9 protein-coding genes and 1 pseudogene are annotated in these 12,081 nt (G+C 44.0%); 5 read left to right on the top strand and 5 right to left on the bottom strand.

Annotated features, from left to right (window positions below; genetic code table 11):
- Positions 1-204 precede the first annotated feature (204 nt).
- Positions 205-1,248 (top strand): annotated as a pseudogene (locus QZ918_RS26820) (IS630 family transposase).
- 150 nt (positions 1,249-1,398) lie between these two features.
- Here the strand turns inward: QZ918_RS26820 and QZ918_RS26815 are convergent.
- Complete coding sequence (locus tag QZ918_RS26815; protein WP_293340522.1) at positions 1,399-1,749, bottom strand: hypothetical protein; 351 nt, start codon at positions 1,747-1,749, stop codon at positions 1,399-1,401.
- A gap of 52 nt (positions 1,750-1,801) precedes the next feature.
- Positions 1,802-2,002, bottom strand: coding sequence for an IS4/Tn5 family transposase DNA-binding protein (locus QZ918_RS26810; RefSeq protein ID WP_293340519.1), 201 nt, complete (start codon positions 2,000-2,002; stop codon positions 1,802-1,804).
- A gap of 154 nt (positions 2,003-2,156) precedes the next feature.
- Here QZ918_RS26810 and QZ918_RS26805 point away from each other — a divergent pair, with 154 nt between their 5' ends.
- From QZ918_RS26805 to QZ918_RS26795, 3 genes are all read left to right on the top strand, one after another.
- The gene (locus tag QZ918_RS26805) at positions 2,157-2,321 is read left to right on the top strand and encodes a hypothetical protein (RefSeq protein ID WP_293155122.1); all 165 of its coding nucleotides are present in this window, start codon (positions 2,157-2,159) and stop codon (positions 2,319-2,321) included.
- 264 nt (positions 2,322-2,585) lie between these two features.
- A complete protein-coding gene (locus QZ918_RS26800; protein ID WP_293340517.1) occupies positions 2,586-5,594 on the top strand; it encodes an EAL domain-containing protein in 3,009 nt (1,002 codons plus the stop codon).
- A 405-nt stretch (positions 5,595-5,999) separates the two neighbouring features.
- Complete coding sequence (locus QZ918_RS26795; RefSeq protein WP_293340514.1) at positions 6,000-6,728, top strand: Uma2 family endonuclease; 729 nt, start codon at positions 6,000-6,002, stop codon at positions 6,726-6,728.
- A gap of 37 nt (positions 6,729-6,765) precedes the next feature.
- On the opposite strand, the gene QZ918_RS26790 is transcribed toward QZ918_RS26795, so the two are convergent.
- The 3 genes from QZ918_RS26790 to QZ918_RS26780 form a co-directional block, all read right to left on the bottom strand.
- Positions 6,766-8,238 (bottom strand): DUF1802 family protein, encoded by a 1,473-nt coding sequence (locus QZ918_RS26790; RefSeq protein ID WP_293340511.1) that lies wholly within the window; start codon positions 8,236-8,238, stop codon positions 6,766-6,768.
- 2 nt (positions 8,239-8,240) lie between these two features.
- Positions 8,241-10,010: a P-loop NTPase family protein gene (locus QZ918_RS26785; protein ID WP_293340508.1), complete on the bottom strand. Its 1,770-nt coding sequence runs from the start codon at positions 10,008-10,010 to the stop codon at positions 8,241-8,243.
- 251 nt (positions 10,011-10,261) lie between these two features.
- The gene (locus tag QZ918_RS26780) at positions 10,262-10,984 is read right to left on the bottom strand and encodes a hypothetical protein (protein ID WP_293340505.1); all 723 of its coding nucleotides are present in this window, start codon (positions 10,982-10,984) and stop codon (positions 10,262-10,264) included.
- A gap of 546 nt (positions 10,985-11,530) precedes the next feature.
- Between QZ918_RS26780 and QZ918_RS26775 the strand changes: the two genes are divergently transcribed.
- Entirely contained in the window at positions 11,531-12,010 is a 480-nt protein-coding gene (locus QZ918_RS26775; protein ID WP_293340502.1) for a rhodanese-like domain-containing protein, read from the top strand.
- Positions 12,011-12,081 lie beyond the last annotated feature (71 nt).

Below are 12,081 nucleotides of genomic sequence, written 5' to 3'. Positions count from 1 at the left end.
TTAATCGTTCACTGTTCATTTAGGGAGTGGATAGGTTTTCTTTTTCACCCTCATTCTCTCCTGGGACGGTGGCTTTAGTTCTTCTTTTGCCACCGTTCTCATCTTTGGTTAGTCTAAACTACAGTAAGTAGGTCGGCGCAAAAAAACCGAACTATGTTAAGATAAGTAAACAAAGAGAATAGATCTACTGAGGTAACTAAATATATGGGCGCTAGATTAAGGGTATTCCTGACTCAACAACAAGACAAAACTCTCTTCCAACTGAGAACTGCGGATGTTCCACAAAAAGTTAAAGATAGAGCAGAAGTAATTAGATTAAATGCACATGGCTGGTACGTTGAAAAAATAGCTGCTCATTTTAATTGGACTTTACAAACAGTGAGAGAGGTTTTACATAAATGGTCGAATCTAGGCATGGAAGGGCTTTGGGAGTTGCCTGGTTGAGGGGCAAAGCCAACGTGGAAAGACGAAGATATAGAGTTTTTAAAAGAAGCCCTCAAAAACGAATCACGAACATATAACAGTCTTCAATTAGTCCAGAAATTAGAAAAAGAACGTTCTGTAAAACTAAGTGCCGATCGATTAAGAAGGATAGTAAAAAAAAGGGTTGTTTGGAAACGAGCCAGAAAAAGTCACAAAGGAAAACAAGACCCCATAGTACAAGAAACGAAGCAATCTGACTTAGATATGTTGCAATTAGAGGCAGCGGCGGGAGGAATTGACTTAAAGTATTTAGATGAATCAGGTTTTTGTGCGTGGAGTGAACCAGGCTATACTTATTACGAAATAGGTGAGCAGAAACGATTAGAACAAACGAAACGGCGTGGTCGTAGACTAAGTATTATAGGACTTCTTCAACTCTTAATCAGTTTTATTTATGGTTTAGTAATTGGGGGTGTCGATCGAAAAGCTTATATTAAAATGATGGAGCGAGAAGCGAAGGAAGCTGCTGAAATTGGACGACCGAGAGTAATTGTACAAGACAACGGCCCAATACACCGATGCAAAGAAGTCCAAGAGTTATGGCCACATTGGGAAAAGCAAGGTTTATATATCTTCTTTTTGCCCAAGTATTGTTCGGAAATGAACCCCATTGAATTGGAGTGGCAACACATTAAGAAAGATGAGTTAGCAGGACAAATGTTTGATGATGAATTAGAACTCGCCTATGCCGTAATTCATGGAGTAGAAGCTAGAGGACAGAGGGGAAACTACACCACTGAACGTCTTAAGTTTAACTCCAATTAAGTAGCTTAATGTTTTGTTACATAGATTGGTTTTTTCCCGCCTACCTACTTACAAGCTTGCGGTTCGACCAATTCCATCTCTTCTTTAAGATGGTTCGATGAAGACTCTAAACATCTGTTTTGAGTAGCTCGAATCAAAAAATCTACTCTCTCACGGTTCGCAGAGACCTTCCAAGTCATAAAACTCGGCTTCTCGGTCAGCAATTGTGACTACTTGTTGTGAATCAGGGATGATAGATAATGTATTTTTTAAACCATCAAGCCATCTTTGACTCTCTTTTTCTTCAGTTGATTTTTGAGAACATTCAGCAGCTTTACCTAGATATTTTGGCTTTCTTGCCCAGACATATTGGTCGATAATGCCTAATGGTAGCCCCTCTGTTGTTGCTGCCTCCTTTGAATGTACTTTCAATCCATGAGCATATTTATTATCAAGATATCCGACTCCTTTGACTGCTTCATGCGTAGTATAATTTAATTCCGTTGTATCCTGTATTGCCAAGATAATTTGATGATTTTTAATTCTTGAAAGCGTCGCATATACGTGTCCTTTCCTAAGCTTCGTGGGGTTTGATATATGGTGAATCCCAGAAATCGTAAGTAGCCTTAGTTTCTGCCCACGTTCCACTAGCTTCTGGGACGCTAGATTCTGGCTTATTGCTCAAATTAGAAACAATTTTCATGAATCTATTTGTCCTTCTTGCGTCTCCCAATTCAGTTTTTTCTAATTCTTCCCTTACCCATTGATTGATCATTTTAACCTCATTCCTGGGCGATCGCCCGATCGTTTAACATCACAGATGTTGATTTTTGTCAACTTTCTTGTTAAGAAAGATGTTTATAAAGCATAGCTTCTTAAGGGGGATGCGAGGGGGATCTCCGGGCATAAATAGTGTTAAGTAAACCGTATTGCACTATAATCGCTTCGATAAGCGTGCGGGTATTTCAACTCCCGAAATTTTGCAGCAGCAAGCGATCGACAAATGGAACGGTCAGTTTCCGACAGTAATGGGGAGCAACGAGGCTCTACCCTTGATTAATACGCCCGGTCAATCTGCGACTCCTGGTAAATAAGTTGCTGCACATCCTGATTGACGGAGCGCTCCCCAGAGGGGGAGAGGGGTAGAGGGGGAGAGGAATTGAGGGGTTTTCACTCTTGGCAGTGAAGATGCGCTTTGTGTAAATGCCGACACAGGAAGCGCAGAAAATACAACTAACAACTAAGGTGAAATCCCGCTTAGTTAAAGGCAAAGATGCAATCTACGTTCGCGAGTCCTGAAAAACGTTAAAGTAAGAAGCAACTCGGAAATTGCAAAGGTTGGCTTGAAAGTTTGGCTGATGGGAAATCGGGATAACCAGTCAATTTATAATTTAGATGAAGTGGGGGACGTAGCCGATCGCGATACGGCTTCTGAAGCACTGTGGCTTCGCGATCGAGCTTTGGCTGCTACTACCAGCGGTATTATCATTGCTGACGCCAATGCACCGGACTGTCCCATAATTTATTGCAATCCAGCATTTGAAAGGATCACAGGCTACTGCGCCGGTGAAGTCTTGGGGCGCAACTGCCGATTTTTGCAGGGCCCGGATACCGATCGCACTACAGTAGCTAAGATCCGCGAAGCCTTGCGCGAAGGCATAGCATTGCAGGTAACAATCAAAAATTATCGCAAAGACGGTACTCCTTTTTGGAACAAATTGTCCCTATCTCCCGTGCGAGACGGCAGCGGTAATTTGACTCACTTCGTCGGAACTCAGTCCGACTTATCCGAACGCATCGAAGTGCAGGAAGCTTTGCAGCAAGCAAACGACCAACTGCAAACGATTTTGGAAGCAGTTCCGGGCATAGTATCTTGGATTAGCTCGGATTTGCGCTATTTGGGCGTCAACCACCACTTAGCTAAACTGCACGGTTTGTCGCCGTCGGCCTTTGTCGGCCAAGATATCGGTTTTCTGGGCGCTAGCTTGGAGTTTCACTCTTTTGTGGTGGATTTTTTTGCCGGCGACGCTACGGAAGCGGTTAAAGAACTCAGCGCTAAGGTGAAAACGGAGGGCGGACAGTCGGCGGGACATTATTTGATTGTGGCTCAAAAGTACGATCGCGGGAATGCAGCTTGTCTGGTAGGGATTGACATTACCGAACGCAAGCGGGCAGAAGAAGCTCTGGTGCTGACTCGCAAGGCCGTGGAAAGTTCGAGCGACGCGATCGGCATTAGCGATGCCAACGGCACTCACATCTATCAAAATCAAGCGTTTTCTCAGCTATTTGAATGGGAAACGGCAGAGGAATTTAAACTCGCAGGAGGTATACCGGCAGTTTTTGCTGACCCCGCCGTCGCCTCGGAGGTTCTCGATACGATCGCCAGAGGTTATTCTTGGTCTGGTGAAATTACCAACCGCACAAAAAGCGGCAAAATTTTGCAAGTGCTGCTGCGGGCCGATGCGATTAAAGACCCTACAGGCAAAATTGTCGGTCTAATTTACATGAATACCGACATTACCGATCGCAAGCGCACGGAACAAGAACTGCGACAAAGCGAAAAGCGTTTTCGATCGCTGATTGAAAATGCCAGAGACATTATTATAATTCTCGACGACAAAGGCTTTTGTCGCTATGTCTCTCCTTCCCTAGAGCGGATTTTGGGCTATCCGACGGCCGAAGTCCTCGGCCGGTCTGTGTTTGAGTTGATTCACCCCGATGAATTGCCAATGGTGGATCAAGTGTTTAAAGGTGTCATCCAAATGCCGAGAGTTGGGCTGGGATTGGCGGAATACCGGGTGCGGCACAAACAGGGTTTCTGGTGCGTGTTGGAAGCGGTGGCGACGAATTTGCTCTCTGAACCTTCGGTGCGGGGAATTGTCGTCAACTGTCACGACGTGACTGAACGGAAGGCGGCTGAAGACCAATTGTTGCACGATGCTTTGCACGACGCGCTGACGGAGTTGCCGAATCGCGCTTTGTTGACTGACAGGTTGGGCCAAGCTTTTGCCCGCGTCAAACGGCATCCGAACTTTCAATTTGCGGTGCTATTTCTGGATTTGGACAGGTTTAAGGTGATTAATGACAGCCAGGGACACCGCACGGGCGATCGGCTGTTGGTAGCTGTGGCCCGCCGTCTGTTGACTTGTCTGCGCCCCGGAGATACGGTGGCACGTCTGGGGGGAGATGAGTTTGTGATTTTGCTGGAAGAAATTCAAGGTGTGGATGAAGCCATCGCCCAAGCAAAGGGAATTCTGAAGGCGATCGAACGACCGCTATATTTAGAAGGTCATAAAGTTTTAATTACTGCTAGCATCGGCATTGCTATGAGTACCGACAAATATCAGTGGCCTGGAGATATTTTGCGCGATGCTGATATTGCGATGTACCGGGCAAAAGCTCTCGGTAAAGCTCGTTACGAAGTGTTTACGAGTGCAATGCACACTCGGGCTGTGGCTTTGATGCACTTAGAAAACGATTTGCGGCAGTCGATTGAAGAACTGAATTTGACATATTCGATTGTGGATTTCCCAGGTGGGGTGGCGGGGGAAAATTCGCCTGTATGTGAAATTGACTGGAAGTTGGAGCGTACAAAATCACAATTGGCTCCTCTTAAATTGGAATGTCCTTTTACTGTTTATTATCAGCCGATAGTTTGTTTGAAAAGTGGCTCGACGATCGGATTTGAGGCGCTGGTGCGCTGGCTGCACCCGGAACGCGGTTTAGTTTCCCCGATGGAATTTATTGCGATGGCGGAGGAAACTGGGTTAATTATGCCCTTAGGTTTGTGGGTTTTGAACGAAAGCTGCCGCCAAATTATTGAGTGGCAGAGTTTGAATTTGCCTGTGGGAAATTCGCCGCTGACAGTAGCAGTCAATCTTTCGGGGAGGCAGTTTTCGGAACCAGAGTCGATCGAGCAAATCAAGCAAGTGTTGCAGGAAACGGGTGTTGATGCTCGCTGTTTGAAGTTGGAGATTACCGAGACTGTGGTGATGGAAGATGGGGAAGCCGCCGCGGCGATGCTTTCGCAGTTGAGGGAGTTGGGGATTGCGCTGTGCATTGATGATTTTGGCACGGGTTATTCGTCTCTGAGTTATTTGCACAAATTCCCGATTAATATTTTGAAAGTCGATCGCTCTTTTGTCAGTCGCATCGGGGAAGCCGGCGAAAATTTGGAAATCGTGCGGGCGATCGTCATGCTAGCCCGCAGCCTGGGGATGGAGGTAGTCGCAGAAGGTGTCGAAACCGCCGTGCAATTGGCTCAACTGCGGGCGATCGGCTGCGAGTACGGTCAGGGGTACTTTTTCTCTAGACCTCTCAGCAGTGAGGCTGCTACGGCCTTGTTGAGGCGATCGCCCAAATGGTAAACCGATCTATAGCAGTTGACAGTTGACAGTTGACAGTTGACAGTTAATAGTTACACCTTTGTGGTGGTTGCTATACAATAAGAATTATTAGGAATTGCGATCGATTGACCGTTATTTCCGTAGGGGCGGGTTCGCCAAGATATGTAATAAAAACCAGAAATCTCGTAAACCCGCCCTGCCCCAATACCGTTTACTTAAGAGTTCCCTGGGGGTAAAACCCTACGAAAAATAGATACGGAGATTGCTTCGTTCCTCGCAATGACCATCTTAAGTAAACCGTATTGCGCCCTGCCCAACGTATCACCTGCGATCGACCGGACATGATATGACGCACCCTACAAACAAATTAGAGTGTATCAGTTGCGAATTCCTAAACTATATAAAAATCAACTCATACCAAAACCCATGTCTCAATCAATCACCCCAGTTTTAGAAGAAAAAGAAGTTGATACTTCTCCCACATTAACCTTTGAAGAATACAGAGTTTATCAAGGAGAAGCTGATGTACAATACGAACTGTACAAAGGCAAATTAATACCAATGGCAACGGCTAGCGCATTACATACAAGCATCTGCGAATATTGGGTTTACAAACTACAGCGCTATCTCGCTGAACACAATCTTGATTTAGTAGTAAAAACTTCTGTAGGAGTCAGAACAGAAGATGCTACATCCCGCATTCCCGATGTAGTTGTTTGCACTCAAAGTTTGTGGGAACAAGCTCTTGCAAGACCCGGTTCCGGCATCCTTGGCTTTGATGAAACGCCGTTATTAGTAATAGAAGTGGTGAGCCAAGATCGGCGCGTCGATTATATAACTAAACGAGTAGAGTACAACTTAGCTAACGTACCGGAATATATGATTGTTGACCCGACACAAAACAGGCAGCGGGTGCGAGTTATGTCATTTCTCGAAGGTGATGACATTTATGAAGAGGTAAATTACTTGCCGGGAGAAGAAATGGTATCTGTAGTATTTCCCAATCTGAGATTATCAGTCAATGAAATACTTTGTCCACCATTAGTTGAAGGGTTGATTAAGGAAGAACAAGCACGATTGTTGGAACTCCGACAACGAGCTGAAAGATTGGCAGCGAGGTTGCGGGAGTTGAATATAGATCCTGATTCTGTTTAGCAAATTGGATCTAGGAGGTGAAGCTATCCCGCGTATCTCAATCCTCTAGCAACAAGTCGCGCAGGAAATAAAAGCGATCGCTCCGCCAATTCTCTCCTTTAATTCGTCCCAAGTAACCCGTAAGTGGTGAGGAAAGTTCTATTAAAATTTCGTGCATTTCTTCATGCCCCAATTGCTTAGGTGGATTGGGGTTAGCATAAAATGCGCCATGAAGAGCATCAACTCCAGTATTTTTAACACCTGGGATTTCTAGACGATTTTTCACGAGTTCGATTAAGTACGATCGCACTTTAAGCTTTTCCCGCACATCATCAATATAGCGATTAACCTTAGCATCGGCTTCCTCACCAAACGGCTGTTGTTCTAAACAAGGCTTTAACTGTAATAAATCGATCGAACCTGGTTGCTTAGCTTTCAGTTCAACTAATTTTTGCAATGTTTCAGGGCGAATTACATTCATTTTACTACCAATAGCTGCTAGATTAGCTGGATTAGTTAAAGGCCCAGCCGCTAAAATAATTTTAACCGATCGATCGAACCTATCTTGACCCAAGTGAGTCAAACCTAAATGAATTAGTTGAGCGGTAACACTATTAGGTACACTTTCATGTTTGCTAGCTTTGCACTCTCCCGCTACTGGATATGGAGTCTCACAATAAAAGTCCAAACCACCCGCCCCGCCAGTTGATTCTGGATTGAGACTAGCTTTAGGTTTATTGTTAGAATTGGCAAATCCTAGCTTGACCAAACTTTGGCGGACTAATTTTTCAAATGTATTACCATCGCTAGAGTTGCCGATTTGTGCGATCGTTTTAATCCAATCTAAATCAGGATCTGGTTTTGCTGTAGGTGAATTTTCTGACCAACCTAGAAATATTTTGATTTCTGCATCTAGTTGTTTGGCGTTTGGGTTAGTGGTGGATAAATGCACTAATGCACTTTGCAACTCTTCCAATTCTGGATGTTCTGGCGGCTCTAGTTTTTCCAGTTGTTGACGGCGTTTAGCGAAGATAGACTCGCTCAACACAGGCGTTGAATCAGTCACAGTTAGGGATTTTGGCAAAGATACAAAATTGCCACTGGGATGCACTGGAATTTCAAACGGCTGAGACAGCAAATAGACGCGAAGATAAGCTATAAAAAGATAAGGTTTTTCTAGGAGAGTTTGCTGTAATGCCTCTGTTGTCCAAACTGTTAACTGCGACAAAGCTTCTAATGATTCAGGATCGTTCAGCATTTGGCACAATTCGCACCTAGCCCAAGCTTTTATCAAAACCGTTTCAGAATTTAACTGAGCAAGTGCGTTTTTAGCGACTGGCAAAAAACTTGAGCGATAATGTTGCTCGTGGGCTAGCAAATTAATCGAGATATTGGCGGGATACAAAGCAAACTTCTGCCCCGGATTAATGAATTTCCGGGGCATAGCCACAATTAATCGCCCTAAAATTAACGCCTCAACATCAGCAGCAGGTAGACGCAGAGCATTGTAAATCGAAACAGATATACTCATGATCAACTAAATAAATCACTCAAATCATCCGATTCATCTGCATTGTCAATAGTCGGTGGATTAAGAAGGTCTTCTAAAAGTTGACGTTCATCTTCATCATCAACAACAGGCATGATACCAGATGGATCGCTCAATATCTCTCGCAGTAAAGGATTGTCAAGAGTTAGCTGCTTCTGAAAGATGAAATCAAAAACTTGATTTTCCGTTAAATTATAGTCTCTGCACTTTTTACAAACAGAATAAACAGCGATTAGAGGTTTTATTTGCTCTTCTATCAAATCTGCGATTTCACCACCTCTTTCTTGAGGTGATACAAGTTGTTCAAGTAACTTGTATGCTTGAGCAGTCTTCTTTATTGTTTCGATTTTGGCTGGAGAACGGACTAAACAACCGCGAGTCAAGTCAAATCTTTCGTAATCTATTAAGCGCCTCAGTCCGGCAACTAATTCATTTTGAGAAGACTGGATTACTGCAATACCAATTTTGACAACTTTTCCATTTTCTGTGCCAATAACTTTAAAGTTAATACAATCATTATTTTTGGCTTTTGGCTTGATTTCAGTAGTAACCTCTTCAATCAATACTCCTTCGATTGTCTGACCTTTCAACGTTTCAAAACCAAAGCAAAGAGCTTTAGAAATTATGGAATTATTCTCCATATAATCTACAAGCCCTGACTCAAGTTCCCTGAGGGCAAGTTCAAATCGATCGAGAGGAGCTTCTGGAAGAGCAGGTCTATAAACTTTAAAGTTCTCTTCACACCATGTCAAAGCTTCCCGTACCGTAGATCTCTTTTTGCCGTATTCTTTGAGTTGATTTTCTTCAAAAGGATATAGCTGGTTGTGAGGCTTTAAATTTCTGAATTCATAGAAATCTTTCAGCCATAGAGTTACTATCTCTATCATTGAATTGCTATCCAGAAAGTTTAATTCTATTGGCTTTCCTTTTGTATGTGTTGATAGTCGAGCTGGTGTACCGCCAGACATCGGTTTAATTTTCTGTGTCCAAGTATCGGGCAACATTACTGTCAGAATGACAACTCCTTGACCGAGTTCCGATTGATGGAGAGTATCGTGGAGGCGTTTAACTAAATCAGCAATTACCATTTCTGTTGGCAAACCATCATCGGTAGAGTTATTTTTAACATCTATTTCATCAAAACAAATGATGACTGGGTTGTAGTAACTCACCAAATTCAATATTTGCTGAACATTGTTAAGAGCTTCAGCTTCTCTATCTTGATTTGTTTTACCATAATTAGCGGGCAATCCCAGTTCGTCAGCTTTAGACTTATCTAGCTCCTCACCTGACAACCATCTGATTGCAAAAGCTGACTGAATCTTTGAAAGAGTCCACAAAACAGCCCGAACAATATAAGGATCAGCATTAGGCTTTGTTTGGCAAACTTTTTGACTCAGAGTGTTCATAAAACTCTTATTTTTAGCTGCCCAACTAGCACATACTTTGTCAAATCGGTCGAGAAGATTGGCGGGTGAAAGACTTGGAGCATCAGCATTTATAGCTTTCAAGCCTTCGTTTGCCATTGCTGATGCTACTTCTTGCCACTGCATCACCTCTTGATTTGCTGTGTAACTCAAACTATTTGCTAAGGTTTGCTGAAATTGGTACTTAATCAGGTTTAAGTCGGTGTAATTATTGACGCTTGCATAAACAAATGAAGCGCCACCATCGCGTTCAAGTCGATGCCGTAGCCGACTGAGAATATGACTTTTACCAACTCCAGGTTGAGCAGTTATAGCAAGTGAAGTCACTTTTTCTTGACTCGATTGACTTGTTCGCACCTGCTCAACGGCCTGAAAAACTGCATCAGAAGCGTGTTTGTTGAGAGTGGGAACATCGGGGAATCCTTTTCCCCAGACATCCTGTTCTGTGACAATCCTAGTTTTGCTAAATGGGTTGTGACTTTGGATAGCAGCGTTGAGAGCCTCTATGGGTGATGCGACTGAATTTTCCATAATGATTGGGTGTGAGGTGACGAACTACAAAAAGATTCAGGGTCATTTTAGGCGTTCAAGCGCTTGGCATAGTTACGAAATCCAACGCCCGAGATGGTGATTGAGTCCTCGCGTTTGTCTGGGGTAATGTCTGGTATTTCTCCGGACATTAGCTGCAAAATGTCATTAGCCTGCATTTCCAACAGCCACTCATTGAATTGCGATCGCCCTACCCTTTCCCCGATCGCCCGCCGCATCCGATAAATCGGCACTAAATCGTCTAAGTTATAATCCCGGTTCAAGCTGTCGTATACATCCAACGCCACAGACTTAAAATCGTCATAGGAGCCGATCGCCCCTGAATCCTTTTTCCCCGTCTCCACAGCAACACTCGTCGCACTATCCTGAGCCCGAATCCACTTCAGCAAAGCATTTCCCAGCCGCGTACCGATTTGAGAACCATCAAACTCAAACAGAGAATCTCGACTTTTCAAGCCCTGCGCTAAAACCTCTTTCCCCTTCGCACTCAACTCCACCCGCGTCACCCGATTTACCAGCGAATACTCGATCGCCCCGGATTCCTGCAACTGCGCGAGCACTTCCAGATACTTCTGACTCGTCTCATTAGTCCGGACAATCCGCTTCGTCAAATCCCCTTTTTTAACCGGAATCTGACCCCCACCCAAATCCCACAAATTCAGCAATACCCGAACTTTCGCCTTCGCATCCCAAACCGCTTGCTCTTCCGGTGTCAAAGTTTTAGACACAGCAATTTCATTTTGCTCAGACATATGTATACCTTTAAATCCCTATTGTTAGTATCAAATCTTACCAGAAATTTTGCTAAAAAACATCTCAACTTCTCAGCAAAATAGCGCGCGAGACCGCGCACAACCCATGCAAACTTCATTTAAAAATAATTGGCATTGACTAAAATTTGATTATTTGATACAATAAGTGGTTGGACGATCGATCGCACTTCAAAATATCTACAGTCAATAAGAGCGATCGAACATTTCAATCAAAACAATCGGAATCAACGCCACTTACCAGAAAGAATTGGTTGAAAGCCCCAAGCCCGGAAAAAATTAAAATCAGACGATTGATTACTCTAATTCTCTTCATGCCAGGTAGAGGTCGCTGTCTATTTTCAACTATCAACTGTCAACTAAAAACCTAGCAACCTCAACAAATATAGCGCTCCCAACCGCAGTCAACTAGCAGCAATTCACCTTAAGTGTGACTTTAGTTCGATCCCCACTTCAGCCTTTAGAAAGACGAATTCAACCGAAATATCTTGTTACATTGCGATCGAAGCATAGAAGAGAATTTTACCCATGAAAACTATTCCCGATCAAATTGCAGACATCAAAGAAAAACTGCCAGATTTCACTCCCACCCCTCCCGGTTTAAAAGCCCAAGTATCCTGCCACGACCTCAAAGCCCGCTTAGATTGGGGCGAACCCGCACTGACAATCGTTGATGTCCGCGATTTTGAAAGTTTCGACAAAAGCCGCATTACCGGCGCCGCACCAATGCCAATGGACGAATTAGTAGAGCGAGCAAAAGCCAGCCTAGAACCCGTTCGCGACATCTACATCTACGGTGAAACCGACGAACAAACTGCTGAAGCAGCCAATCTTCTACGCGCAGCCGGCTTTAGAAAAGTAGCAGAATTAAAAGGCGGAATTCCTGCTTGGAAAGCCATCGACGGCCCCATCGACGGCGCTATAGAACACGGTAATCCCGGCCCCGACGCCTACAACGTTTTCGCTCGCCTGCAACATCACGCCAAAGCCCAGAAAATTAACAAATAATCTCAGATTCGCGGCACAATTAGCTAAAAAAATCTGACACTTAAAAAACCCGGCATCACAAAATTTACCGG

It is taken from the genome of Microcoleus sp. CAWBG58, assembly GCF_020883045.1.
GTDB lineage: Bacteria > Cyanobacteriota > Cyanobacteriia > Cyanobacteriales > Microcoleaceae > Microcoleus.
This window is presented reverse-complemented; position numbering and strand designations above follow the sequence as displayed.

Bases quoted from the DNA above. Each gene is read 5' to 3' on its own strand.
- QZ918_RS26790 (WP_293340511.1), bottom strand. From the start codon at position 8,238: ATGAGTATATCTGTTTCGATTTACAATGCTCTGCGTCTACCTGCTGCT.
- QZ918_RS26780 (WP_293340505.1), bottom strand. From the start codon at position 10,984: ATGTCTGAGCAAAATGAAATTGCTGTGTCTAAAACTTTGACACCGGAA.
- QZ918_RS26810 (WP_293340519.1), bottom strand. From the start codon at position 2,002: ATGATCAATCAATGGGTAAGGGAAGAATTAGAAAAAACTGAATTGGGA.
- QZ918_RS26800 (WP_293340517.1), top strand. From the start codon at position 2,586: ATGGGAAATCGGGATAACCAGTCAATTTATAATTTAGATGAAGTGGGG.
- QZ918_RS26795 (WP_293340514.1), top strand. From the start codon at position 6,000: ATGTCTCAATCAATCACCCCAGTTTTAGAAGAAAAAGAAGTTGATACT.
- QZ918_RS26775 (WP_293340502.1), top strand. From the start codon at position 11,531: ATGAAAACTATTCCCGATCAAATTGCAGACATCAAAGAAAAACTGCCA.